The 25437-nt window shown below is 60.8% G+C and carries 27 protein-coding genes; 14 read left to right on the top strand and 13 right to left on the bottom strand.

Going from position 1 to position 25437, the window contains the following annotated elements; all coding sequences use genetic code 11:
* The first annotated feature begins 132 nt into the window (after positions 1-132).
* From cobS to AB8B33_RS20680, 4 genes are all read left to right on the top strand, one after another.
* Positions 133-1125 carry a cobaltochelatase subunit CobS gene (cobS, locus tag AB8B33_RS20695; protein ID WP_007822226.1) on the top strand — a complete coding sequence of 331 codons (993 nt, stop codon included), beginning with the start codon at positions 133-135 and terminating at the stop codon, positions 1123-1125.
* A 12-nt stretch (positions 1126-1137) separates the two neighbouring features.
* Complete coding sequence (gene cobT, locus AB8B33_RS20690; RefSeq protein WP_113319711.1) at positions 1138-3039, top strand: cobaltochelatase subunit CobT; 1902 nt, start codon at positions 1138-1140, stop codon at positions 3037-3039.
* Between the two features lie 23 nt (positions 3040-3062).
* Complete coding sequence (locus tag AB8B33_RS20685) at positions 3063-4061, top strand: esterase-like activity of phytase family protein (protein WP_439016737.1); 999 nt, start codon at positions 3063-3065, stop codon at positions 4059-4061.
* A gap of 73 nt (positions 4062-4134) precedes the next feature.
* On the top strand, positions 4135-4698 hold the full coding sequence (locus AB8B33_RS20680; protein WP_439016736.1) for an ATP-binding protein: 564 nt from the start codon (positions 4135-4137) through the stop codon (positions 4696-4698).
* A 181-nt stretch (positions 4699-4879) separates the two neighbouring features.
* Here the strand turns inward: AB8B33_RS20680 and AB8B33_RS20675 are convergent, their stop codons facing one another.
* Both AB8B33_RS20675 and rpmB read right to left on the bottom strand, forming a co-directional pair.
* Complete coding sequence (locus tag AB8B33_RS20675; protein ID WP_439016735.1) at positions 4880-5515, bottom strand: VUT family protein; 636 nt, start codon at positions 5513-5515, stop codon at positions 4880-4882.
* Between the two features lie 133 nt (positions 5516-5648).
* The gene (rpmB, locus tag AB8B33_RS20670; RefSeq protein ID WP_439016734.1) at positions 5649-5951 is read right to left on the bottom strand and encodes a 50S ribosomal protein L28; all 303 of its coding nucleotides are present in this window, start codon (positions 5949-5951) and stop codon (positions 5649-5651) included.
* 242 nt (positions 5952-6193) lie between these two features.
* Here rpmB and AB8B33_RS20665 point away from each other — a divergent pair, with 242 nt between their 5' ends.
* Entirely contained in the window at positions 6194-6976 is a 783-nt protein-coding gene (locus AB8B33_RS20665) for a DUF3108 domain-containing protein (protein WP_439016733.1), read from the top strand.
* A gap of 33 nt (positions 6977-7009) precedes the next feature.
* Entirely contained in the window at positions 7010-7906 is an 897-nt protein-coding gene (yddG, locus tag AB8B33_RS20660) for an aromatic amino acid exporter YddG (RefSeq protein WP_439016732.1), read from the top strand.
* Positions 7907-7949: 43 nt separating this feature from the next.
* Here the strand turns inward: yddG and AB8B33_RS20655 are convergent, their stop codons facing one another.
* Positions 7950-8390, bottom strand: coding sequence for a cupin domain-containing protein (locus AB8B33_RS20655; protein ID WP_007822202.1), 441 nt, complete (start codon positions 8388-8390; stop codon positions 7950-7952).
* A gap of 3 nt (positions 8391-8393) precedes the next feature.
* Positions 8394-9164, bottom strand: a complete 771-nt coding sequence (gloB, locus tag AB8B33_RS20650; protein ID WP_439016731.1) for a hydroxyacylglutathione hydrolase — start codon at positions 9162-9164, stop codon at positions 8394-8396.
* A 54-nt stretch (positions 9165-9218) separates the two neighbouring features.
* On the opposite strand from gloB, the gene AB8B33_RS20645 reads away from it, so the two are divergent.
* From AB8B33_RS20645 to AB8B33_RS20630, 4 genes are all read left to right on the top strand, one after another.
* On the top strand, positions 9219-9995 hold the full coding sequence (locus tag AB8B33_RS20645; protein WP_113319703.1) for a class I SAM-dependent methyltransferase: 777 nt from the start codon (positions 9219-9221) through the stop codon (positions 9993-9995).
* A 99-nt stretch (positions 9996-10094) separates the two neighbouring features.
* A complete protein-coding gene (hisC, locus tag AB8B33_RS20640) occupies positions 10095-11192 on the top strand; it encodes a histidinol-phosphate transaminase (RefSeq protein WP_439016730.1) in 1098 nt (365 codons plus the stop codon).
* Entirely contained in the window at positions 11189-12115 is a 927-nt protein-coding gene (locus AB8B33_RS20635; RefSeq protein ID WP_439016729.1) for a prephenate/arogenate dehydrogenase family protein, read from the top strand. The genes hisC and AB8B33_RS20635 overlap by 4 nt, the downstream gene beginning before the upstream one ends.
* A 4-nt stretch (positions 12116-12119) precedes the next feature.
* Positions 12120-12539, top strand: a complete 420-nt coding sequence (locus tag AB8B33_RS20630) for a GNAT family N-acetyltransferase (RefSeq protein WP_439016728.1) — start codon at positions 12120-12122, stop codon at positions 12537-12539.
* Here AB8B33_RS20630 and AB8B33_RS20625 read toward each other — a convergent pair.
* Positions 12536-13552, bottom strand: a complete 1017-nt coding sequence (locus AB8B33_RS20625) for a DUF2125 domain-containing protein (RefSeq protein WP_439016727.1) — start codon at positions 13550-13552, stop codon at positions 12536-12538. The genes AB8B33_RS20630 and AB8B33_RS20625 overlap by 4 nt on opposite strands.
* 50 nt (positions 13553-13602) lie before the next feature.
* On the opposite strand from AB8B33_RS20625, the gene AB8B33_RS20620 reads away from it, so the two are divergent.
* Positions 13603-14136, top strand: a complete 534-nt coding sequence (locus AB8B33_RS20620; protein WP_439016726.1) for a gamma-glutamylcyclotransferase — start codon at positions 13603-13605, stop codon at positions 14134-14136.
* Positions 14137-14215: 79 nt separating this feature from the next.
* On the opposite strand, the gene AB8B33_RS20615 is transcribed toward AB8B33_RS20620, so the two are convergent.
* The 4 genes from AB8B33_RS20615 to ftsE form a co-directional block, all read right to left on the bottom strand.
* A complete protein-coding gene (locus AB8B33_RS20615) occupies positions 14216-15013 on the bottom strand; it encodes a lysophospholipid acyltransferase family protein (protein WP_439016725.1) in 798 nt (265 codons plus the stop codon).
* Between the two features lie 89 nt (positions 15014-15102).
* Positions 15103-15816, bottom strand: a complete 714-nt coding sequence (locus AB8B33_RS20610; RefSeq protein WP_439016724.1) for a YdcF family protein — start codon at positions 15814-15816, stop codon at positions 15103-15105.
* A gap of 62 nt (positions 15817-15878) precedes the next feature.
* Positions 15879-16826 carry a cell division protein FtsX gene (locus tag AB8B33_RS20605; protein ID WP_405049741.1) on the bottom strand — a complete coding sequence of 316 codons (948 nt, stop codon included), beginning with the start codon at positions 16824-16826 and terminating at the stop codon, positions 15879-15881.
* 64 nt (positions 16827-16890) lie between these two features.
* The gene (gene ftsE / locus AB8B33_RS20600; protein WP_007825071.1) at positions 16891-17550 is read right to left on the bottom strand and encodes a cell division ATP-binding protein FtsE; all 660 of its coding nucleotides are present in this window, start codon (positions 17548-17550) and stop codon (positions 16891-16893) included.
* 206 nt (positions 17551-17756) lie between these two features.
* Between ftsE and AB8B33_RS20595 the strand changes: the two genes are divergently transcribed.
* The 3 genes from AB8B33_RS20595 to AB8B33_RS20585 all read left to right on the top strand — a co-directional run bounded on the left by AB8B33_RS20595 (position 17757) and on the right by AB8B33_RS20585 (position 19554).
* Positions 17757-18422 (top strand): hypothetical protein, encoded by a 666-nt coding sequence (locus AB8B33_RS20595; protein ID WP_439016723.1) that lies wholly within the window; start codon positions 17757-17759, stop codon positions 18420-18422.
* A gap of 110 nt (positions 18423-18532) precedes the next feature.
* The gene (gene hpt, locus AB8B33_RS20590; RefSeq protein ID WP_007825075.1) at positions 18533-19075 is read left to right on the top strand and encodes a hypoxanthine phosphoribosyltransferase; all 543 of its coding nucleotides are present in this window, start codon (positions 18533-18535) and stop codon (positions 19073-19075) included.
* Positions 19076-19194: 119 nt separating this feature from the next.
* Positions 19195-19554: a response regulator gene (locus AB8B33_RS20585; protein WP_112545534.1), complete on the top strand. Its 360-nt coding sequence runs from the start codon at positions 19195-19197 to the stop codon at positions 19552-19554.
* A 55-nt stretch (positions 19555-19609) separates the two neighbouring features.
* On the opposite strand, the gene AB8B33_RS20580 is transcribed toward AB8B33_RS20585, so the two are convergent.
* The 4 genes from AB8B33_RS20580 to argH all read right to left on the bottom strand — a co-directional run bounded on the left by AB8B33_RS20580 (position 19610) and on the right by argH (position 25431).
* Complete coding sequence (locus AB8B33_RS20580; RefSeq protein WP_439016722.1) at positions 19610-22243, bottom strand: TIGR02302 family protein; 2634 nt, start codon at positions 22241-22243, stop codon at positions 19610-19612.
* 168 nt (positions 22244-22411) lie between these two features.
* The gene (gene lysA, locus AB8B33_RS20575; protein ID WP_439016721.1) at positions 22412-23680 is read right to left on the bottom strand and encodes a diaminopimelate decarboxylase; all 1269 of its coding nucleotides are present in this window, start codon (positions 23678-23680) and stop codon (positions 22412-22414) included.
* 12 nt (positions 23681-23692) lie between these two features.
* Positions 23693-23887 carry an LPS translocon maturation chaperone LptM gene (gene lptM, locus AB8B33_RS20570; RefSeq protein WP_113319692.1) on the bottom strand — a complete coding sequence of 65 codons (195 nt, stop codon included), beginning with the start codon at positions 23885-23887 and terminating at the stop codon, positions 23693-23695.
* Positions 23888-24027: 140 nt separating this feature from the next.
* Positions 24028-25431, bottom strand: a complete 1404-nt coding sequence (gene argH / locus AB8B33_RS20565; protein WP_439016720.1) for an argininosuccinate lyase — start codon at positions 25429-25431, stop codon at positions 24028-24030.
* Between the last annotated feature and the right edge of the window lie 6 nt (positions 25432-25437).

The raw sequence follows: 25437 nt of genomic DNA, 5'->3' as shown, positions 1-25437 counted from the left end.
TTCGTTTCAGTCCCGGAGAAGTATCGCCGACGTTCCGACTCTTGGAGAACGCGGAAAAGATACTGCGGCGCCATGGTTGCGCAATGGCTGAGATAGTGTGGTCGGGTGGCCGTCACCCGCCTTGGAGACATGATGAGCAAGATTGACCTTGATATTTCCGAACTGCCCGACACCACCGTTTCGGTCCGGGAGGTCTTCGGCATCGATTCCGACATTCGTGTGCCCGCCTACAGCAAGGGCGACGCCTATGTTCCGGATCTCGACTCCGACTATCTCTTCGACCGCGAGACGACGCTCGCGATCCTCGCCGGCTTTGCCCATAACCGACGCGTGATGATCTCCGGCTACCACGGCACGGGCAAGTCTTCGCATATCGAGCAGGTTGCCGCGCGCCTCAACTGGCCTTGCGTGCGTATCAACCTCGATAGCCATGTCAGCCGTATCGATCTCGTCGGCAAGGACGCGATCGTCGTCAAGGACGGGCTGCAGGTCACCGAATTCAAGGACGGCATCCTGCCCTGGGCCTATCAGCACAATGTCGCGCTCGTCTTCGACGAATATGATGCCGGCCGCCCGGACGTGATGTTCGTCATCCAGCGCGTACTGGAATCCTCCGGCCGCCTGACGCTGCTCGACCAGAGCCGTGTCATCCGTCCTCACCCGGCCTTCCGCCTGTTTGCGACCGCCAACACCATCGGTCTTGGGGATACGACGGGTCTCTATCACGGCACGCAGCAGATCAACCAGGCACAGATGGACCGCTGGTCGATCGTCTCGACGCTGAACTATCTGCCGCACGACCATGAAGTAAATATCGTCGCCGCCAAGGTGAAGAGCTTCGGCAAGGACAAGGAAGGCCGCGATACGGTTTCCAAGATGGTTCGCGTTGCCGATCTCACGCGCGCTTCGTTCATGAACGGTGATCTCTCCACGGTCATGAGCCCGCGTACCGTCATCACCTGGGCCGAGAATGCCGAGATCTTCGGCGATATCGCCTTCGCCTTCCGCGTCACCTTCCTCAACAAGTGTGACGAGCTTGAGCGTCCTCTGGTGGCCGAGCACTATCAGCGCGCCTTCGGCGTGGAACTGAAGGAAAGCGCGGCCAACATCGTGCTGGGGGCTTGAGGCCAGTCGATCATGGCATCTCGTGGTGACAATTCGAAAGCAAAGCCTGGTGCGCCCGTCGATGTCGAGCCGTTGCGGCGGGCGATAACGGGCTGCGTGCGCGCAATCGCGGGCGATGACCAGGTCGAAGTGGCCTTCGCCAATGAGCGTCCCGGCATGACGGGTGAGCGCATTCGTCTGCCGGAGCTTTCCAAGCGTCCGACGGCGCATGAGTTGGCGGTGACGCGGGGCCTTGGCGATTCCATGGCACTGCGTATCGCCTGCCACGACGAGAAGGTCCATTCCAGCATGGCGCCGCAGGGTTCGGATGCCCGGGCGATCTTCGACGCTGTCGAGCAGGCGCGCGTGGAATCGATCGGTTCGCTGCGGATGGAAGGCATGGCTGCCAATCTGCGTTCCATGACCGAGGAGAAGTACGCCAAGGCGAATTTCACCGGCATCGAACGGCAGGAAGATGCGCCGATCGGCGAAGCCGTTGCGATGATGGTGCGCGAAAAGCTCACCGGCCAGAAGCCCCCGGCTTCGGCCGGAAAAGTTCTCGACCTGTGGCGTTCCTTTATCGAAGACAAGGCTGGCAGCGAGCTCAACAATCTCACCGGTGTCATCAACGACCAGCAGGCCTTCTCGAAGGTCATCCGCAATATGCTTTCGGCCATGGAAATGGCCGAGGAATATGGCGATGACGACAGCGATCCTGACGCCGATGATCAGTCCAACGAGGATGATCAGCCGACGGGCGACGAGCAGAACGAAGATGAGGTCGACGAGGATGCCGGCAGCGATGCGGCGCCTGTCGAGGACAGCGAAGTCTCCGACGAGCAGATGGAGGACGGCGAAACCGAAGGCGCCGAAATCTCCGACGATGACATGATGGAAGAAGGCGACGACGATTCCGAGACGCCGGGCGAAACCCGCCGTCCGAATACGCCATTCGCCGATTTCAATGAGAAGGTCGATTACCACGTCTATACGGAGGAATTCGACGAGATCATCACGGCCGAAGAGCTGTGCGATGCCGCCGAACTGGAGCGCCTGCGCGCCTTTCTCGACAAGCAGCTGGCGCATCTTCAAGGCGCTGTCGGCCGTCTTGCAAACCGCCTGCAGCGCAAGCTGATGGCGCAGCAGAACCGTTCCTGGGATTTCGATCTCGAGGAAGGCTATCTCGATACGGCGCGACTGCAGCGCATCATCATCGACCCGACGCAACCGCTCTCCTTCAAGATGGAGCGCGACACGCAGTTCCGCGATACGGTCGTGACATTGCTGATCGACAATTCCGGCTCCATGCGCGGCCGGCCGATCACGGTTGCCGCGACTTGCGCCGATATCCTGGCGCGCACGCTGGAGCGTTGCGGCGTCAAGGTGGAGATCCTCGGCTTCACGACGAAGGCCTGGAAAGGCGGTCAGGCACGCGAGAGCTGGCTTGCCAATGGCAAGCCGCAGACGCCCGGCCGTCTCAACGACCTGCGCCACATCATCTACAAGTCGGCCGATGCCCCGTGGCGGCGCGCGCGCACCAATCTCGGCCTGATGATGCGCGAAGGCCTGCTCAAGGAAAACATCGATGGCGAGGCGCTGATCTGGGCGCATAATCGCCTGCTGGCGCGGCGCGAGCAGCGCCGCATCCTGATGATGATTTCGGATGGTGCGCCGGTCGATGATTCCACGCTTTCGGTCAATCCGGGCAATTATCTGGAGCGGCATCTGCGCGCCGTGATCGAACAGATCGAGACGCGTTCTCCGGTCGAGCTTCTGGCAATCGGCATCGGCCATGACGTGACGCGTTACTATCGCCGCGCCGTGACGATCGTCGATGCGGACGAGCTTGCCGGCGCCATGACCGAGCAGCTTGCCGAATTGTTCGAGGACCATGCCGCACAGCCGCGCGGTGGCCGCCTACGCCGCGCTGGCTGATACAGTCTTGGGGAAACATCCGCATGGCGTTTGAAAACCTGTCTCGCGCGGCTCTGGTCGTTCTTGGCCTCGCGACAGGCTTGTCAGGCGCTCATGCGGGCGAGCCTGCGAAGATCATCAGCCGCAAGATTTCGGATTTTCATATAGGTCGCAACGAAAGCCGCTTCGGCCCCTTGGAATTTATCGGCGGGCTGGAGATGGTGTCGAGCAACTCCCTCTTCGGCTCGCTTTCCTCCATCCGAATGCGCCCTGACGGCAACAGTTTCGTCGGCGTGCTCGATACCGGGCACTGGCTGACGGGCAGCATCGAGCGCGATGCCAAGGGCAGGCTGTCCGGTCTTTCCGGTGTCGAGATCACGCCGATGCGGGACCGTGTTGGCCGGACCTATGAGGGCAAGGGGCGCATGGATGCCGAAGGCCTCGCACTGGATGGCGACCGGATTCTTGTTTCCTTCGAGCAGGACCATCGCGTCGATGTCTATCCGAACCCCGGTTTTCTCGACTCGCGATCCCTGTCGACGGTCGGGATCCTCATTCCCCGCGACGAGATGCGGGCAAACCGCGGCATCGAAACCGTTGTCGTAGCCCCCGCCTCGAGCCCGCTGAAAGGCGCGCCCGTAATCGTGGCGGAGCGTAGCCTCGACGAGGACGGTAACCGGCTTGCGGCTATTCTGGCCGGGCCGCAGAAGGGGCAGTTCACCGTCGAGAAGGATGGCAGCTTCGATGTGACTGACGGTGCCTTCCTGCCGGGTGGCGACCTGTTGCTGCTGGAGCGGCGCTTCAACATGGCCGAAGGTATCGGCATGCGCATTCGCCGAATCAAGGGAGCAGACATCAAGCCCGGCGCCATCGTGAACGGCGAGCTGCTCGTCGAGGGCAACTTCAATTACAATATCGACAATATGGAAGGGCTCGATGCCTTCCAGGCAGCCGATGGCACGACGCATATCATCCTGGTGTCGGACGACAATCACTCCATCCTGCAGCGCAATCTGATGCTGGAATTCCGGCTGGTCGATTGAGCGGCCTTCGAACGGCTGTCATAACTCTGCGCTATGCGGACCATCCCTTTCGATACCAGCCTTTGAGAGTTGTATGATGCGCATCCATATCACGGGGGCCTCGGGCTCCGGCACGACCACGCTTGGCCTGGCGCTGGCCGAGCTGCTCGACATCCGTCATCTCGATACAGATCATTTCTTCTGGATGCCCACCGATCCGCCCTTCACGACGCAGCGCGAGGTTGGGGCGCGTATCTCGATGCTCAGGCAAGAAGCGCTGCCCGATGCCGGCTGGGTGCTTTCCGGCTCGGCGATAAAATGGGGTGCGGAATTCGAGCCACTATACGATCTGGTGGTCTTTCTGAGGATCGATCCCGTCGCGCGTATGGAGCGCATCCGCAAGCGCGAGGAGGAGCACTACGGCGAGAGGATCAGGCCCGGTGGCGACATGGCGGTGAAAAGCCGCGAATTCATGGAATGGGCAGAGAGCTACGATACGGCGGGACCGGAACGCCGAAGTCTCGTTAGGCATGAGGAGTGGCTGAAGACGCTGACGAGGCCGATTTTGCGGCTCGATTCATCACGGCCTGTCGATGAACTCATCGCGGAGGTGCTGAGCCACCCGGCGGTCATTGCAGGGCGCCTTCAGTCGTCGTGAGATCTGCAGTTGGCGTTGCCATCGGTTGGTGCGGGCTGGCTGCAGTAAGGTCTGCAGCCAGCCCGTCCAGCATTCATGATCAGAGCGTTTTCCTGGGTCGCTCGACCAGAAATGATCGCCATCCAGGCGAAAGGTGGGGAATGCGAGGATTCCGATCCGAGGGCGGATTGTGGGACGGTATTTACCGTGCCGCAGCGGACGGCACCGGGCGCAGCACGTTCATGAGTGCGCCATAGGGCAGCAGCATCACCAGGCCGACAAGCATCTTCACCGAGAAATCACCGAGCGCCCAAGAGATCCAGCGCGGGGCTTCCGTCGAGAGGACGCCGAAGATCGGCGCGTTTTCCAGCGCAAACGGCTCGTTCGGGCCGAGGAAGACAAAGAAGGCGGCAAAGGACAGCGAGAAGAACATCACCGTATCCAGCGCCGAGCCGATCAGCGAGCCGACGAGCGGTGCGCGCCACCAGGCCTGACGACGCAGGCGGTTGAAGACGGCGATATCGAGAAGCTGGCCGGCGAGATAGGCCGAGCCAGAGGCGATCGCAATACGCGGAACCGAGGTGAAGAAGGAAAGGGCGACACCAACGACAAAGCCGGCGAAAACCACCTTACGCGCAGCCTGCGGGCCGAACTGGCGGTTCGTCAGGTCGGTGATCAGGAAGGCGATCGGATAGGAAAAGGCGCCCCAGGTGAGAATGTCGGCGAGATTGATGCCGGCAACCGTGGCGTTCAACGGAAACTGGACGAGGAAATTGGACGCGACGACGACGAGCGTCATCAGCGCGACATAGATAAGGGTATAGCGGGTCGTCAGCATTTTTTTATCCTGGGTGATGCCACCAGTTCGAGTGAGATTTCAGCCAGGAACAAGGCCGGGCCAACAAGCAAAAGGCTTGTCCGGATATTATCCGTGCAAGCCTTTTGAAGCTTTTGAAAGACTGAGGCCGAGCTTAGGCAGCAGCAACTGCTGCTTCGGCGGTCTTCTTGACGATCTGGCGACGCAGCAGGCGAGCGCGCATCGAAAGTTCGCCTTCATTTGCCTTCAGCAGGAAGGCATCGAGGCCGCCACGATGCTCGACGGAACGAAGAGCAGCAGCCGAAACGCGAAGACGGTAACGCTGGCCGAGCGCGTCGGAGATCAGCGTAACCTGGCACAGGTTCGGGAGGAACCGGCGCTTGGTCTTGTTGTTGGCATGGCTGACATTGTTACCAGTCAGGACTGCCTTGCCGGTCAATTCGCACATGCGGGACATGGAACACCTATTTCTTGTTTTTCTCGGGCCATTGAATGACAATCCGGCAACAACCGGCTGCGCAATCCATCAGGCCATGATTGGAAAGTTGCGGTTCTATAGTCAGACCGGTCGCGCGCGTCAAGCCAAACCTTGGCCTTTCCCGCAATTCTGTCAAAAAGCTGCTGTTTTCTTCGTGATGCGGCAGGAGTATAGACCGCAGTGCAAGGGCGCAAGCGGCCCGGCAAGACAAGGCTCTCACCATGGCTCATCTGGGCAGACGGATTTTAGTTTCGGCATTCGCGGCGCTTCTGGCCTTGCCGGCCGGTGCGAGCGAAGTACAGCACCGCACGGAGTACAAGGTAGCCCTTGCCGGCCTGACGATCGCGCGGGCTGCCTTTCTCACCAAGATCGAAGACGATCACAGTTACAAAATCGACGGTGACATCAAATCGGCCGGACTTGCCGATCTCGTGACCGACATCCTAGCAAAGACCAGCGTTACCGGGGTGGTACGCGACGACCGGCTGCAGGCGGCAAAATATGTCCTCTATTACAAGACCGGCAAAAAGGTTCGCACCTATGAGGTCAGCTACCGCAACGGCAATATCGTTTCGGCCACCACGACACCGGAGCCGCGCCGGCCGAAGGAATGGATTCCGGTAACACAGGGCGACATGCGCTCTGTGCTTGACCCCATTTCGGGACTCATCTTCACCGGCGATACCGATGTCTGCTCGCAGAAGCTGCCGATCTTCGATGGCGAGACGCGCATGGACCTCGTGCTTTCACCGAAAGGCGACGAGGATTTCTCGACCGATGGGTTCAAAGGCAAGGCGATTGTCTGCGGCGTGCGCTTCATTCCGCGCTCCGGCTACAAGAAGGGCCGCAAGGATCTCGTCTACCTCAGCAAGAGTAACCGCATGGAAATCTGGTTTGCCAAGGCGGCGGCGGCAAATGTATATGCTCCGGTCTACGTCCGCATTCCCACGGAATACGGGACGGTGACGATCACGGCTGTGAAGTACAGCAGCGTGAACAGCTGACGGAGCCTTCGTAAGTCTCCGCGAGGGGGATGGGTGAAGCTTCAGGCAACGTTGATCGGTTTTACGGCCATTCTGATGTGGTCGTTCCTGGCGCTCTTTACAGCTGCTTCCGGCAAGATGCCGCCGTTCCAGCTTTCGGCCATCTGCTTTGCCATCGGCAGCATTCCCGGCATTCTCGTACTCATCCTCAACCCGTCGCGGATCGCGCTCCTGAAGCAGCCGGCAAAGATCTGGATCACGGGCATTGCCGGCCTGTTCGGCTATCATTTTCTCTATTTCACGGCGCTCAGGAATGCGCCGGCCGTCGAGGCGGGATTGATTGCCTATCTCTGGCCGTTGCTGATCGTCGTCGGTTCGGCACTGCTGCCGGGCGAGAGGCAGCGCTGGTACCACATTGTCGGCGCTCTGGCCGGTCTGTGTGGCACCTTCATGATTGTCGGGCGCAACGGCATCGATTTCGACGGCGCCTATGCCGTCGGCTACGGGGCGGCCTTCCTCTGTGCCTTCACATGGTCGGGCTATTCGCTGCTGACGCGGCGTTTTGATGCCGTCTCCACCGATGTCGTTACTGGCTTCTGCCTTGCGACATCGGTGCTTTCGCTGCTCTGCCATCTGGGGCTTGAGACCACGGTCTGGCCGGAGACGAGCTTCGAATGGCTTGCCGTGCTCGGCCTCGGTCTCTTTCCGGTGGGAGCTGCCTTCTATGCCTGGGATCATGGGGTCAAGAACGGCGACATCCAGATCCTTGGTGCCGCAAGTTACGCCGCGCCGCTGCTTTCGACACTGATCCTGACTGTTTTCGGTATTGCCGAGCCGAGCTGGCGCATCGCGCTTGCCTGTCTGCTGATCACGGGCGGTGCAGTGCTTGCGGCACAAGAGATGTTCCGCCGCAAGCCACAGATGCAGCCGGTCGCGGCGGAGCAGGCCTAGAGCCTTTCTTGGTCAGAATAATTCAATTTGACCAGGAAAAGCTCTAGATAATACCGGGCTTCCAGTCCGGTGGCGCCATCTCGAATTTGGAAAATTCAAAACCGGGCGCCACCGTGCAGCCGACCAGCGTATAGTCGCCCAGGGTTTCGGCCGATTGCCACCAATTGGCAGGGATGATGGCCTGCGGCCGCTCACCGCCGGCAATATCCGTGCCGAGCTTCAGCGTCTCGCTGTGGCGACCGTCTCCGGAGCGGTGCAGGGCGAGCGGCGCGCCGGCATAGTAGTGCCAGACCTCTGCCGCATCATGGACACGGTGCCAGTGCGAGCGCTCTCCCCTTGCGAGCAGATAATAGATCGCCGTCGAATGGCCGCGTTCGCCGCCATTGATGTCGCGGAAGGTCTGTGCATACCAGCCGCCTTCGGGGTGCGGCTGCATGCTAAGCTCGCGGATGATCTCCTCGGTGGTGAGTTCTCTCCCGGCCATGTCCTAGAAATTATCCTTGCGCTTGCGGATTTCGGCGAAGACCTCTTCATTGGTCTTGCCTTCCATCAGCAGATTGCGGCGGACGGCGGGATCCGCCGCGCGCAGGAAGGGGTTGGTTTCCTTTTCGAGCGCCAGCGTCGTCGGAATGGTGAACTTACCATCGGCCCGCAGTGCCTCGATCTCCGCCGCGCGGCTCTTCAGGCGCTCATTGCCGGGATCGATCGTAACCGCAAAACGGGCGTTGGAGAGCGTATATTCGTGGCCGAAATAGACGGCGGTCTCATCCGGAAGAACGGCAAGCTTCTGCAGCGAATGCCACATGTCGGCGGCGGGGCGTTCAAACAGGCGGCCGCAGCCGAGCGCAAAGAGCGTATCAGCAGCAAAGAGGAGCTTGTCGTCGGCAAAGTGATAGCAGATGTGGCCGGCAGTATGGCCGGGCGTTTCGATGACGTTGACCGTATGATCGCCGAAGAGGAAGCTGTCGCCGTCGCCCACCGTCTTGTCGAGGCCGGGAATCGCCACCGCTTCGTTGACCGGGCCGATAATCTCCAGGCCGTACTGCTCCTTTAGCGGCAGGTTGCCTTCCACGTGGTCGATATGGTGATGGGTCGTGAAAATATGGGTGATGGTCCAGCCACGGCGGACAGCAGCAGCTTCCACGGCTGCCGCATCAGGCGCATCGATCGAGGCGGTCTGCCCGGTTTCCGGGTCATGGACGAGAACACCGAAATTGTCGCTGCGGCAGAGAAAAACTTCTAATTCCAAAGGTTTCATCGCTCAAATAGTCCCTTATCCCTCGTACTGACCGGGAATGTAGAGGTTCCGGCCTTGAAGTCCAACCGGTCACTGATAACATTTGTCTTAATGCACGCCGATATCGTCGACCTTCGCCAATTCTATCATTCCGAGCTTGGGCACATGGCCGAGCAGTCGATTGCCATGGCGCTATCGTCGCTCTGGGTGCGCCTGCCGCAGGAGCGACTTGTGGGCATTGGTTATTCCGTGCCCTTCCTTGACCGGTTCCAGGCTGATACGGAACGCACCTTCGCTTTCATGCCCGCTGGACAGGGGGCTGTGAACTGGCCTGTCGGTTCGCTTTCTTCCACCGCATTGATCTTCGACGAGGAATTGCCGCTGCCGGATTCCTCAATCGACCGGGTGCTGATGGTGCATTCGCTGGAATTTGCCGAAAGTCCGCGCGAGACCCTGAAGGAGCTCTGGCGGGTGCTGGCGCCGGGCGGACGCCTCGTTATCGTGGTACCGAACCGCCGTGGTGTCTGGGCGCGCATGGAACATACGCCCTTCGGCTCCGGCCGGCCCTATTCGCGCGGCCAGCTGACCCATCTGCTGCGCGAGACCAACTTCACGCCGGGCGCGACGGCCGAAGCGCTGTTCTTCCCGCCGTCGAAACTGCGTGCGGTGCTGCGCCTGCGCCGCGGCTTCGAGCGGATCGGCCGCACGCTCTGGCCGGCTTTTTCCGGCGTCATCATCGTCGAGGCGCAGAAGCGGCTTTACCAGGGCCTGCCGGTTGCCGCGCGCGCCTCGCGGCGCGTTTTCGTGCCCGTGCTTGCGCCGCATGGCGTGCCGACCACGCGCAGCCGCTGAGCGCTGCAGCACTCGACAAAATCGCCATTCCGCTTTAATTGCACTCAAGTCTTTCGCCGGCTTTCCGGCAATTTCCAAGGTCGATCCATGAGTGTTGAGATGAGCAAGCCCGTTCCGCGTCCCGGTATTCTGGATATTGCAGCCTATGTGCCGGGCAAGGAGCATGCACCGGGTGTGGCCCGCGTCTACAAGCTCTCCTCCAACGAGACGCCGCTTGGCGCGAGCCCCAAGGCGATCGAAGCATTCAAGGCGGCCGCAGGCAATCTCGAGCGTTACCCGGACGGTCAAGCGCACGAGCTGCGCGAGGCGATCGCTTCAGTGCACGGCCTCAACCCGGCAAACATCCTGTGCGGCAACGGCTCCGACGAGCTGCTCGGCTTGCTCTGCCACGTCTATCTCGGCGCCGGCGACGAGGGCATCATCACCGAGCACGGATTCCTCGTTTATAAGATCCAGATCATGGGCGCGGGTGCGACGCCTGTCGTGGTCAAGGAAAAGAACCACACTGTCGATGTCGATGCGATCCTTACTGCGGTGACAGGCAAGACGAAGATCGTCTTCATTGCCAATCCTGGCAATCCGACCGGCACCTATATTCCCGTGAGCGAGATTCGCCGCCTACAGGCCGGCCTGCCGAAGCACGTCATCCTCGTGCTCGATGCTGCCTATGCGGAATATGTTCGCCGCAACGACTATGAAGCCGGTATCGAGGTGGTCTCGTCTAACGCCAATGTCGTCATGACCCGTACCTTCTCTAAGGTCTATGGCCTTGCAGCGTTGCGTGTCGGCTGGATGTATGCGCCGGTCGACATCATCGACGCCCTAAACCGCGTGCGTGGGCCATTCAACATGAATGCGCCGGCAATTGCCGCGGGCGCTGCCGCGATCCGCGACCAGTCCTTCATTCAGGATGTTGTGTCTTTCAACCAGATGTGGATCGAGAAGCTGACGAGCGCATTCGAGGCCATCGGCCTGGAGGTTACGCCATCTGTGACCAACTTCGTTCTCATCCATTTCCCCGATGTCGACGGCAAGCGGGCGGCGGATGCCGATGAGTTCCTGACGAGCCGCGGCTATATCCTGCGCGCGGTGCGCGGCTACGGCTTTCCCAACTCGCTGCGGATGAGCGTCGGTCCGGAAGAGGCCAATGACGGCGTCATCGAGGCGCTTGGCGAATTCATGGGACGTAAGGCATGACAGCGCAGTTCAATCGCATCACCCTGATCGGTATCGGCCTGATTGGCTCTTCGCTTGCCCATGACATCAAGCGTCTGGGCCTTGCCAATGAAGTCGTCGTCGCCACACGCAGTGTCGAGACGCTGAAGCGTGCCGAAGAGCTGCAGCTCGGCGATCGATATACGACCTCGTCGGCAGAGGCGGTAAAGGATGCCGATCTCGTCATTGTGTCGGTGCCGGTCGGCGCCTCCGAAAGTGTCGCGAAAGAGATCGCCAGCAGCCTGAAACCCGGCGCGATCGTTACTGATGTCGGCTCCACCAAAGCTTCCGTGATCGCGCAGATGCAGCCGCACATGCCTGATCATGTGCATTTCATTGCCGGCCATCCGATCGCGGGCACGGAAAAGTCCGGCCCGGATGCAGGCTTCCCCGGCCTGTTTCAGGGACGCTGGTGCATCTTGACGCCGCTCGAAGGAACTGACCCGACAGCGCTGAAGACGTTGCGCAGCTTCTGGGAAGCGCTCGGCTCCCGAGTCGACGAGATGGACGCCCAGCATCACGACAAGGTGCTTGCGATCGTCTCCCATCTGCCGCATCTCATAGCCTACAATATTGTGGGAACGGCTGACGATCTCGAGACGGTAACGGAATCGGAAGTTATCAAATATTCCGCCTCCGGCTTCCGCGATTTCACCCGTCTTGCCGCATCAGATCCGACGATGTGGCGCGACGTCTGCCTGCACAATCGTGACGCGATCCTCGAAATGCTGGCGCGTTTCTCGGAAGATCTCGCCTATCTGCAGCGAGCGATCCGCTGGGGCGAGGGTGACAAGATTTTCGAACTCTTCACCCGCACTCGTGCCATCCGACGCTCGATCGTCCAGGCAGGCCAGGATGTGGATGCGCCGGACTTCGGCCGCCCACATCCGCTGGAAAAGAAATAGTCTCATGGTGGAGATCGCGAAGCCGGGCCAGACGGAGAAGGAATGGCTGCTTCGCGAGGATCACCATGTCGGCGAGGCCTGGATTTCGCGCTGCATCGATCTCGGCGAATATCTGATCGCCCGCGAGCAAGGCGAGATTGTCGGCTTCCTGCGCTTCTCCCGCTTCTGGGGCAGGATTCCCTACATGGAAATGATCCGGGTGCTGGATGGCCATCGCCGGTCCGGCGTCGGCACGGCGCTGTTTCTTGCCTGGGAAACGGAGATGCGCGAGAGCGGCGCGCGTCTTTTGATGACATCAAGCGAGTGCGATGAAAGCCGCCCGCAGGACTGGCATCGCCGCAACGGATTTTCTGAAACCGGATCGATCGAACTGCCCGGCATCCAGACGGTGCCGGAAGTCTTCTTCCTTAAAAAACTCGATTAAACCGGCGGGATCTTGCCGAGCGGGATGAAGCCGCTCACTGTCGCATTGCCGTGATCGACGACCAGATCGACGGAAACCTTATCGCCGCCGCCGGCAAGCGCCTTCAACAGCTTGGTTGCGGTATCGACCGTCGAGGCGATATCGGGGAAGGCCTCCTTGATGCTCTTGCCCCAGGGGCCGAGTTGCTCGATCTCCAGCTTGAACTTGCCCGAGAGGAAGCCCTGTTCGTCGAAGGCGAAGGGGCCGGAAATGGTCATTACCTTGCCATCGCCGATATCGGCGACGATGCGGCGAAGCTCGCCCTGAGAGCCGTGGATGCCTTGTTCGTCGGTGCCGTCGATCATTCCGGCCTTGCCAATCAGCGTCAGGTCGGCGCTGGCGGAGAATTTCGGGAAGACCTGCGGCCAGTCCTTGACGATCGCATTGGCGTTTTCGACCGAGATTGCGCCGTCAAGATCCGCTCCGTTCTGCCGCAGGTGGATCTCGGTGCGGGCGGCATCGAAATTGACAGTCTGCCCGGTAAAGGAGGAGATGGCCACGGCCTTCAACCCGTCAATGACGGTCGAGGTGCGGTCGATGCCCTGCGCCTTGGTAACGAGGCTCGATTGCAGATTGTCCCATTGGGCATTGATGGTCAGGCCCTGCGCGGTGCGGATCTCGGCCGGGGAGTCGAGTTCCCAGACGATATGGCCGGGGGCATAGACCTGGGCGGCGGAGCGAAGCGCGCCGAAGGTGGCGGATATGCCGTTCACATTATCGTCCACATCCACCTTGGAGCAGAAAAGTCCGATGCGGAAAGGAAAGCCGCGGAATTCAATATCGGAGCACTCGCCGCTCACGCCCACTTCGGCACGAGGAGCGATTGCGGTCAGAACGGTCTGTTTCAACGCAGAGGCCGCATAGAACCAGCCGCCTGCATAGAGAGCGATCACCAGAAGGATAGCGCCGCCCAGCAACCAGAATTTCCTGCCGTTGCTGTATTGGCCGCTGCCGGATTGGCTTGACGCTGCCATGATGTTCTCCAATGGTGAAAACGAAATCTGATTTTGATCTGGCGTGCGATATGGACGAATTTTGGGTATTTGGCTACGGCTCGTTGATGTGGAATCCGGGCTTCGAATTCGTTGAGCGGTCGCAGGCATTGGTTTATGGCTACCGGCGCTCGCTCTGCGTCCGTTCTTTCGTGCATCGCGGCAGCCGCGAAAATCCCGGCCTTGTTCTCGGCCTCGACAGAGGCGGCGCCTGCCGCGGCATGGCTTTTCGCGTAGCGACAGAGAAATGGCATGAGGTGATTGATTATCTGCGCGCCCGCGAACTCGTCACAAACGTCTATCTGGAACGGCACCTGCCGTTGCAGCTTCCGGATGGTCGCAGTGCGCGGGCGGTCGCCTATGTGGTCGACCGCGCCCATGAGCAATATGCCGGCGCACTGGATGCGTTTGCCGCCGCACGGATCGTTAATGTCTCTGTCGGCCAGTCGGGCCCGAACGATGCCTATGTCTTCAATACGCTCGCGCATTTGAAGGAGATGGGCATTCGCGACCAGTGGCTGGAACAGGTGGTCGAGGAAGTCACGCGGCTGCGTGCCGCGGCTTAGATCCTTCCCGGAAAAGATCTATCTCTTTGTTTTTATGTAATTCCGACGCAAATCGCTGCACGCTTTTGCTGGAATTGTTTCAAGCCGTCGCGGCCTTTGCCTTGCGCAACTCGGCCAGCCTCTCTACCGCCGTCGGCGGCAGCGGCACATGCGGGTTGTGTTCGACCGTGTCGATCAGAAGCTGATCGCTGGCGCTTTCCGTCACGTCGATCAGATGGGCGAAGAACGCGTCGGGATCCATGCCAGGCATGATGGGCGGCAGGATCTGTACCTTGAAATGACCGGGATAACGCATGGTGCTGCGGCGCGGCCAGAACAGGCCGGGATGCATGACGATGGGTACGACCGGGAGCTGCAGGTCGCGATACATGCGGGCGATGCCATATTTGTACATCGGCTCGGCACCCGGTGGGCGTCGCGTGCCCTCGGGATAGATGATGAGCTGGCGGCCGGTGGCGAGCTCTTCCTTGGTGCGCTTCAACACCTCCACCATCACCTTGCCGCGCGCGCCACGATCGACCGGAATCATGCGCTGCCTCTTCGCGTACCAGCCGAAAAGCGGGATCCACATCAGCTCGCGCTTGAGGATATAGACCGGATCCTTGAGGTTGGGCAGCAGCGCATAAGTATCCCAGAAGGACTGATGCTTCGGCGCAATGATGTAGCTGCCGTCAGGCAGGTTCTCCAAGCCCTCGATCTCGAAAGTGGTGCCGACGATCACCCGCATCAGCCAGTGGTTCGAGCGCGCCCAGTTCTTGGGGACGTTGTAGGCGAGCTTGCGCGGCGCGATGAAGTAGAAGGGGGAGAGCACGATCATCCTGATGATGAGGTTGGCATAGAAGATCGTGTTGAACAGAACGGAACGCAGGGCGATCATGAAACTTTCCCGAGGCACGGTCACGCCGACCGGCCTACACGATATTGCCTGTCAGAAAAAGCGTCTGATTGCCGAAGTGCGTAAAAGCCTCAGTTCTGATCGGCCAGGCTGGCGGAACGCAGGCCGGTATGGCGCAGGCCGACGATGTTGCGCCCGCCTGCCAGCAGCACCTTGGCATACTCGGCCAGCATGACGCGCATGGCGTTCGGATCGGTGAACCAATCGCGTGTCTTCAGATCAGAATTGACGACGGGATAGGGAATGAACTCGATGTCAGGATCGACATAGGAGAGTTCGGCGAGGCTGCGCGGCATATGGTAGTTGTTGGTGACGACGAGGATGCTCTTATAGCCCTTTGCATGAATCCAGTTCGAGGCTTCCTCGGCGTTGCCGATCGTATCGAGCGCGTCATAGCCGATGTCGACACAGCAGGAAAAGAGATCGGCGGACCCTTGAGTCATCCTGCGGATCTGCGTCGGCGTGGTGGAGGGATGCGCACCAGAGATCAGCAGCCGCTTGCCGGCGCCTTTCTGCAGGAGTTCGACGGCCTGATCGATACGCTGGTAGCCGCCGGTCAGTACGATGATTGCGTCCGCCCGCGGCTCGGCAGGAGGCTTCAGGGTCGTGACCGAATCTGCAAAGCGTAAAAAACCGCCGAAGATCAGCGCGGCGATCAACACGCAGGAAAAGCCCATCCAGCGTAAGACGCGACGGATTGGGCCGCGACGCGGCAAGACGTTCTCGGGGCGTTCATGCTCCGGGTCTGGGCGAATCGGATTGCGTGTCGTATGGCCCATCGTCATGAGTCGTGATTATACGCTGATTGCGGCGCGGAACAGACGCTTTCATGGCGGCATGGCTGCGATCAATTCACGATGCCGTCAGCCCGCGTCGGATCGGAACGTAATATATCGATTTCATAGATCGTGCGCATGACGGTGAGCCGCGCCGTCAGCGTCGTCAGCAGTGCGATCACGATCATCGTCGCGAAGATGCCGAGATAGCCGAGGGCGCCAACCGAAAATGTGCCGAAGAGGGCCGTTGCCTGATCGGTCTCGGGCGTGGCGATCGTCTTGCTCTGCAAGAAGCCGGCGGCGGCGAAAAAGAGGGCGGCCAGTGCGCTGCCGATCGCCGAACCCTTGAGGCTGATTTTCAGGAAATGCTTCTGGAATTCCGTTGCGACGAACGAGCTCTCGGCGCCGACAAAATGCAACACTTCGACGATGTGGCGGTTGCCCGAGAGCACGCCACGCGTCGCAAAGACCACTGTCAGCACCATGGCGGCGAAAACGAGCAGCAGGATGCCGGTGCCGATCATGACCGTCGTACGGGCCATCGCAACCAGCCGGTCGACCCAGGTACGGTGGTCATCGAGGAAGGCCTGCGGAATGCTTTCCTTCAGAAGGTCCCGCATTGCCGCAAAGTCGGGTGGATGGCTCTCGTCAATGGTGACGATGACGAGGCGCGGCACGGGAAGTTCCTTGATGTCCAGGCCGCTGCCGAGCCAGGGCTCCAGAAGGCGTGCGGTGGCGGCTTCGTCGACGATCTGACCACTCTTCGTGCCGACGAAGGTCAGCGCGATATCGCGGGCCTGGACGAGGGCCTTTTCCATGTCCAGATTGTCGTCCGGCTTGATCTGAATGGTGACTTCGCGGGAAATCTGGCTTTCCCAGCTCGCTGCCGTCGAGCGAACCATGCTGACGCCGCCGAGCGTTAGGCAGGCGAGGAAGGCCATGATGGCAATGACAACCATCAGCGCATTGCCCTGAATGTTTGATGGCGGCAGGATCGGTGCCGTGGGGCGCACGCGCATCTCCGGCCGCTTGGGCTGTTGGGCGGCAGCGGCGGGCGCCTTCGCGCGGGTCCTGGTGGGCGTTTTAGTCATAAATATCGAGATGCCCTTCCGAGAGGATCATGCGGCGGGCTTCCACCTGGTCCATCAGCGAGAGATCGTGGGTGGCGATCACCACTGCGGTGCCTAGACGGTTGAGTTCCATGAAGAGGTTCAGAAGGCGTTTGGCCATCGGCGGATCGACATTGCCGGTCGGCTCGTCGGCGAGCAGCACTTCCGGCCGATCCATCAGCGCGCGGGCGATCGCAGCACGCTGTTTCTCGCCACCCGAGAGCACCGGCGGCAGCACGTTGATGCGTTCGCCGAGCCCGACCCATTTCAAAAGTTCCAGCACGTCGGTCTTGTAGGTGCTTTCATCCTTGCCGCGCACGCGAAGCGGCAGGGCCACATTCTCATAGGTCGTCAGATGGTCGAGGAGACGAAAATCCTGAAAGACGATGCCGACGCGGCGACGCAGCAGCGGCAGCTCCGGACGAGGGATCTCGGATATGTCGCGCCCGAACATGCGGATCAGGCCGCGGGTCGGCTGCAGCGACATGAAGAGCAGGCGCAGCAGCGTGGTCTTGCCGGCGCCGGACGGGCCAGTCAGAAACTGGAAGGACTTTTTCGGGATGTCGAAAGTCAGGTCCCGGAGAATTTCCGGGCCCATACCATATCGCAAACCGACATTCTCGAAATGGATCAACGGGGTAGCTCAGTCTTTCGTGGTTTCACCGCATGACTTGTTAACCAACACCGTTAACAGCGGGTAAATTTTGCCGGAAAGACGCCCGTTTGATGGCGATCTTTGCGAAGCATTAACCATTGAAATTTACGACTGGGCTGGATTCGTTTCAATGCCAAGATTGTCTTAGGCAGCGAAACCATGTGGACATCCGAGAGGTCGCCACCATGGAAGCATCCTCCTTCAGACGACCGGCCGCCGGCCGGGCCTATGATTTTCTGCCGCCGGAGCGGGTTATCCGCCAACCCCGCCGCATGCCGCGCACGGATGACGTAGCCGATGCCGAATTCGTGGTCGTCGGTGAGGCGCGGCCGCAAGGTGCATCTGCCAGTGCCCGCGACGCGACCCAAAACGACAATCGCCGTCGTAGCGTTCCGCCCGAGACGCAGCCTCCGGTCTGGCTTGCCACCGCTGCCGCGGTCTTGCGTGGCATGGAGGTCTGGCTGCAACAGGCGTCGCTTCGGGGCTTTGCGGCACTGGTGATCTCGCTCTTCGTGCTGGTCTTCGGACTTGCCGGCGGGTTCTCCGGACTTTTGAAGAGTGGAGCGTCGCCGGCTACTACGCTCCACTTTTCGCATGTGACGATTACCCCGCGCGACGCCAATGGCATGCGCATCCTGCTGATCAACGGCATCGTCGAGAATGAAAGCGGCGTGACACAACAGGTCAAGCCGATCCGCGCCGATCTCGTCGCCGACGAGCGATTGACCGCCAGTATCGTCATCGCACCGCCGACGGATGCCATTTATGCAGGCCAGAGCCGCGGCTTTTCAGCCCGCGTGCAGCATGCCGGCGGCAAGGTGCCGGAGGTGCGGCTTTCGTTCATGCCATGAGCGCGAGGCGCGTTTTTGGATTGATCGATGGGAAAAACCTGTCTCTCCGGGGTGTTTCGCCGGAATTAATGTGCTAACGGCTTACCCTTCATTTTACGGAGCAAGCCTTTATGCCTGTCGTGCGCGGAAAAAACATCGAGCCGCTCTTCACTGCCGAGCAGATAGCCGAGCGCAATCATTCCATGGCGCAGGATATCGCCGCCGGTCCGACGAAGGACCTGCTGGTCATCGCCGTGCTCAAGGGCTCCTTTATTTTTGCGGCCGACCTGCTGCGCGCTCTGCATGATACCGGCCTTGCTCCCGAGGTCGAATTCATCACGCTCTCGAGCTATGGCGCGGGCACGGTTTCGCAGGGCGTACGGATCGTCAAGGACATCGACAGCGACGTGAAGGACCGTGATGTCCTGCTGATCGACGACATCCTCGAATCCGGCCGTACGCTGCGGTTTGCCAAGGAATTGCTCTATGAGCGCGGCGCGCGCAACGTGACGATCGCCGTACTGCTCGACAAGCGGGTCAAGCGCAAGGAAGAGCTGGAAGCGGACTATGTCGGCTTCGAATGCCCCGACTATTTCGTCGTCGGCTACGGTATGGACGTTGCCTATGCTTTCCGCGAGCTGCCCTTCGTCGGCGTGGTTACCGGTGACGCGTAAGGCGTCCTGCTTCAAGACGGCTTGTTAACCATTCCGTCGATCCGCCGCGCGTGTTTACCGATCGCTAGGGAACGGCGTGCGATCTCGGTCGCGGGGCATGACGACGGAGCAATGCACAGATGGCAAAAATTCTGATCACGGAAGACGAGGATTCCCTTCGTACTTTCGTAGCCCGGGCACTACGCCTTGACGGTCATGAGACCGATGAAGCCGCCGACGGGGCGGAAGGGCTGGAAAAGTTGAAGGGCGGCAGCTACGACCTGCTGCTTTCAGATATCCGTATGCCGGTCATGGACGGCATCGAACTGGCGCATCAGGCGAAGGACGCCTTTCCGGCGCTGAAAATCCTGCTGATGACGGGCTATGCCGAACAGCGCGAACGGGCCGACGACCTCGCTGAAAAGATCATCGATGTCGTGCCGAAGCCGTTCGCCTTGCCAGACATCCGCAAGGCCGTGGCACGGGCGCTAGTGGCCTGACGTTTATGGCCCGGGCGTGCCTCCGAGGCACGCCAAAAGCCTCATCCTCCCAGCATCACTGAATATCCAGCAGCCGTTCGAGATATTGTCGCTCAATCGCCTGGGTCGGATTGTTGCCGAGCTTTTCGCGGATAGCGTCCAGAATCTCTCGGGCGCGCTGAACGTCGATCTCGTCGGGTATCTTCACATCGTTGTTCATGTCCGGCCCGAGGTCGGTCTGGCGCGGGCGGCCGAGCGGATCGCGGCCGTTCTGGTTGCCCTGGCCGAGTTGGCCGTTCGGGCCCTGCTGTCCTTGTTGACCCTGCTGCGCCTGCATCATCTGGCTCATCATGTCACGTGCGCCCTGTCGCAGGGCTTCGAGAGCCCGGCCCTGGCCTTCCACGGCGCTGCTGCCGTTGCCCTGGCCGAGGTCACGGCCGGCACCTTCCATCTCGCGCTGTGCCTGACCGAAGCCTTCGCCTGGCTTCATACCCATATCGCCAAGGCTCTTCTGCAGTTCCTGCAACTGCTTGCCGAGTGCATCCTGCTGGCCACGGAGCTGCTTTAACGCTTCGCGCAGTTGCTCGGCCGTCATCTGGTCGCCGGGCTGTTGGCCTTGCTGCTCCTGCTGGCCCTGCTGTTGTTGCTGCTGGCCTTCCTCGCCCGGCATCATGTCGTCCATGTTGGGATCGCCGCGCTGCATGCGGTCGCGAAGCTGCTGGTCGAGGCGGAAAGTCTCGTCCATCAGCTTCTGCTGGTCGCGCAGGATCTGGCCGAGCTTGTTCATCTGCTGCGTCAGCTGGCTGTTTTCCTGCTGCTGGCCGCGCTGCGGACGGGCCGTCTGCAGGTTGTTCATCAGCCGCTGCAGGTCGGAGAGCATCTGCTGGGCGGCATCGCGATTGCCGGAGCGTGCCAGGTTTTCGATCTGGTCCATCATGCGCTGCAGATCCTGCTGGCGCAGGAAATTCTGGGCATTCTGGTTCGGCTGCATTGGCATGTTCTGCAGGCGCTGGGCGAGCTCGTTCATATAATCCTGCATCGCCTTGCGCAGCTCATCCATCAGTTTCTTGATTTCGGCATCAGGAGCATTGCGGTTCAGCGCATCGGCAAGGTTCTGCTGGGCGTCGCGCAGTCGCCGTTCGGCCAGCGAAAGATCACCTTCCTCGATGCCGAGGGCGATGTCCCAGAGATATTGGGCTGTATCCTTGAGCTGCTCATCACCCTTGGCGAGCTTCATGCGGGTCAGCGCGGACTCGATCAGCAGGTAATGGGTGGTGTTCGGGATCGTCTCCTCGGGCCGGATTGTCAGGGCTTCGTTGAGCGCGATCGCCTCGGGCATCTTGCGGGTATCGAGAGCGAAGGTCTGGCGCTCTTCGGCGACAGCCGCAGCCAGCGGCTCGCTGAACGGACGCGACGGCATGATCATCTCATAGGGCGGGCTGCGGCCCGTCTGTCCGGCAGCATCCTTGGCGACGAGGGTGATGCGCACGCGTTTGCCGGCCAGCGGATGTTCGGTCAGGTTCTTGCTCGTCAGGCCCTTGCCGTCACGCGCGTTGCGGCGGGGAATGTCCAGCCGGAACTCCGGCAGCGGGTAGAGCGGTGTTGCGGCCGGATCGGATTCGACCGGCACGATCTCGGCATGAGCCTCCTGCACGCCGTAATCGTCCTTCACCGTGAAGCCGATTTCCAGCGCGCCGTTGACGGCGCGGCGCGGCATGCCGTCGAAGGCGATTTCCGGCGCCTTGTCGGGCAGCACGTCGAAATTCCAGGTGCGGTCGTTTGCCTGCAGTGCGCCATTCTCCTCAAGCTTCATGATGTGCGTCTGCGCCATCAACTGAGGTGCGACTGGAGCGCCCGAAACCTGTTGGGCATCGGCATTTGTGGCTGGCTGCTGCGGCCGGGTGTCTTCCTGAACAGCGATTTCCTGGCTTTCGCCATTGGCCTTCCTGAACAGCACCTTCTCGGCCGATTGGCCGCCGCTGACGCGCACCGTCAGGCTGGAAAACTGCGGAACACCGATCGGCGCCTGTTCACTGCCATCGGCCGTCAGATAGATCGGCGCGCGGCCAGTATAGGAGGGCGGGGTCACCCATGCGTCGACACGCACGGCCGGATTGCTCGTAACCTGTGCAGGTGCAGGCTGAAATGCATCGGCGACAGAGCCGCCGTTGATGGACAGCGAATAACCGAAGGCGGTGACAACAAGCAGCGCTGGAATTGCACGCAACGCGAAGCGGTCGTGCCGGGCGATATCGGGTCGCGGCAGGCCGGCGTCCAATGTCGCGATCTTCCGCGCCATGCGCGTCTGGTGTTCACGCCACAGGGCGCGGGAGAAAGGCGTATCGAAGGCGGGCTCATCCCCCTGCACCATGACTGGCTGGTGCGGCAGGCCGTTACGCTCTTCCAGCATGCGGTCGGCATCGACAACCTGTGGCCAGCGAAGATTACGGAACGGCAGCAGGGAAACAAGGAAGCCAGCGGCAAAGGCGATCAGCAGGAGGATGCGCAGCCAGTCCGGTACAAAGCGGAAGAAGCCGAACCAGGAGACCGAGAGATAAATCGCGATGACGGAAAGGGCGGGCACCAGCAACGGAAGGACCTGCTCGGCAAAAAGCACGATCCGGGCCAAGAAACGCTTTGCCGCCACCAGCCGCGCAAGAGAGGGTTGAAGCGCGAATGCGCCTTTCTTCTGCCTTGCGGGGCTTGTCATCAATCCGGTCTCCGCGATCTGGTGTTCAGGGAACAGAGGGCGCTTCCGGCGATTGCTGGGCAATACGCTCACGAAAGAAAAGGATAACACTCTTTGTGGCGAAGGCGAGGGCGAGCACCGGTCAATACCGGTTTTTCGCGTGTGGTCGCCAAAAAGTGATTGCGACTTTTAGTCCAGCCAAGCCGGAACGGAATCGAGACCGATCAACTCCGAATAAGTGCGGCGAGGACGAACCACATGGAATTCGTCACCCTTGACCAGTACTTCAGGCACCAGAAGGCGGCTATTATAGGTGCCAGCCTGGACCGCGCCATAGGCGCCGGCCGTGCTGACGGCCAGGAGGTCGGCCGGCTTCGGGGTCGCCATTTCCCGGTCCAGAGCGAGGTAATCGCCGGTCTCACAGACGGGGCCGACGACATCGGCGCGGATGCGCGGCGCGTTGGCGGCCGAAATCACCACGGGGCGGATCTCATGATAGGCCTCATAGAGTGTCGGGCGGATAAGGTCGTTCATCGCGCCGTCGACGATCACAAAGGTCTTCTCGCCGCCATCCTTCACGTAGATGACTTCGGTCACGAGGATACCGGCATTGCCGACGATCAGGCGGCCAGGCTCGGTAATGATCTTACAGTTCAGCGCGCGAAGCTGGTTCTTGACGATCGCGGCATAGGCGTCCGGCAGTGGCGGCGGGTTGTTGTCGTCCTTGTAGGGAATGCCGAGGCCGCCGCCGATATCGACGTGGTGGATGTTATGGCCGTCGGCGCGCAACGTGTTGACCAGATCGTGCAGCAGCTTGAAGGCATCGTCGAAGGGCTGCAGCTCGGTGATCTGGCTGCCGATATGCATGTCGATGCCGGTTACTTCGATGCCGGGCAGGCTGGCGGCGCGGGCATAGATGGCGCGGGCGCGCTCCCAGGAGATGCCGAACTTGTTTTCCTTCTTGCCGGTCGAAATCTTCGCATGGGTGCGGGCATCGACATCGGGATTGATGCGGAAGGAAACGGGCGCCTTCTTGCCGGCGCGCACGGCACGCTGATTGAGGACTTCGAGTTCCGGTTCGGATTCGACGTTGAAGCAGTAGATGCCGGCTTCGAGTGCGTAATCCATCTCATTCGGTGTCTTGCCGACGCCGGAGAACATGATGCGATTGGCGGGAATTCCGGCGGCAAGCGCGCGGCGCAACTCGCCCTCGGAAACCACGTCGATGCCGGCGCCGAGCCGGCCGAGCGTCTTCAGCACGGCCTGGTTCGAATTGGCCTTCATCGCGTAGCAGACCATGGAATCGACATCGCCGAAAGCCTCGGAGAAGACCCGGTAATGGCGCTCGAGCGTTGCTGTCGAATAGACGTAGAAGGGCGTGCCGACCGCCTTGGCGATCTCGGGAACGGGAACGTTCTCGGCGTAGAGAATGCCGTCGCGGTACTCGAAATGGTTCACGGTAGCCGGGCCTTAGAGAAGGGGATCGAGAATGAAGGGCTTATCGACGGTGCCAGGCTGTTTCGTCGGCTTGGAAACATCGCCACCCTTCGTCGCGTTGGCGCTCGGCGGATCGAGGTCGCCCTTGCGGCCGCATCCGGCAACGGCAAGGCCGATGACGGCAAAAACCACCGTAAGGCGGATGAAATGCGGCAAGCTCATCTGCATGAATATCCTCATATCGGGCACGGGGCACTGGCTGGCATCTTCATAGCGAAGTTTATCAGCCTTGTGCACCCCGATTGTTGAAGCTTCGGCCTGTGTGCATTTCCGGGCGGCGGACGGTCTCCATTTCGCCCGGAAATGACTTAATTGCGAGCGCGCCAATAGGCGATCTGCTTCCTGACTTCCGAAGGTGCCGTACCGCCGAAGCTTTTGCGGCTGGCGACCGAAGCTTCGACCGTCAGCACGTCATAGACCTTGTCGGTGATGGCGGGATTGATCGCCTGCAGATCGGCAAGCGGAAGCTCCGAGAGATCGCAGCCCTTGCTTTCGGCAAGTGCGACAGCACGGCCGGTGACATGGTGGGCGTCGCGGAAGGGAAGGCCCGCCTCGCGCACTAGCCAGTCGGCGAGATCCGTCGCGGTCGAATAACCGGATCCGGCAGCCGCTTTCATTCTGACAGTGTTGATCGTCATGTCGCGCACCATGCCGGTCATGGCGGCAATCGCCAGTTCTAGGTTTTCGGCGGCGTCGAAGACCTGTTCCTTGTCTTCCTGCATGTCCTTGGAATAGGCGAGCGGCAGGCCCTTCATGATCGTCAGCAGGGCGATCAGCGAGCCGTTGATGCGACCGGTCTTGGCGCGCACCAGCTCGGCCGCATCAGGGTTCTTCTTCTGCGGCATGATGGAGGAGCCGGTCGAGAAGGCGTCGGAGAGGCGAACGAAGCCGAATTGCGGCGTCGACCAGATGACGATTTCTTCGGCGAGGCGCGAAAGATGCACGGCGCAGATCGCGGCAATCGCCAGGAATTCGATGGCGAAATCGCGGTCGGAAACGGTGTCTATCGAGTTGCGGGTCGGCTCGCGGAAGCCGAGAGCCTTGGCCGTCATGTGACGGTCAATCGGATAGCCGGTGCCGGCGAGCGCTGCCGCACCGATCGGGCTTTCGTCCAGATGTTCAATCGCATGGCGAACGCGCGAGCGATCGCGGCCGAACATTTCCACATAAGCCATGCAGTGGTGGCCGAAGGTGACCGGCTGGGCGGTCTGAAGATGCGTGAAGCCGGGCATGACGCTGTCGGCATGTTCTTCGGCGCGGTCGAGGAAGGCGGCGATCAGGTTGGTCAGCATGGCCTCGGTTTTCTGCAGCTCTTCTTTCACCCAGAGGCGGAAGTCGAGCGCTACCTGGTCATTGCGCGAGCGGGCAGTATGAAGGCGACCGGCGGCGGGGCCGATCAGGGTCGCGAGCCGGGCCTCGACATTCATATGGATGTCTTCGAGCTGACGAGAGAACTCGAAATTGCCGCTTTCGATTTCTGACAGGATCGTGTTTAGCCCGTGAACGATCTTGTCCTTATCGTCGGCAGAAATGATGCCCTGATGGGCGAGCATCGTGGCGTGGGCGATCGATCCGCGGATATCCTGGGCAAACAGCTTCTTGTCGAAACCGATCGAGGCATTTATCTCCTCCATGATCGCATCGGGGCCGGAGGCGAAACGTCCGCCCCACATCTGGTTGGAGGATTTGGTGTCCGTGTTGTCCTCGGCCATGGAAGA

This window comes from Rhizobium sp. 768_B6_N1_8 (genome assembly GCF_051811225.1).
In the GTDB taxonomy this organism is placed as follows: domain Bacteria; phylum Pseudomonadota; class Alphaproteobacteria; order Rhizobiales; family Rhizobiaceae; genus Rhizobium.
The sequence above is the reverse complement of the archived record's forward strand: the minus strand, read 5'-3'. Positions and strand labels throughout refer to the sequence as shown.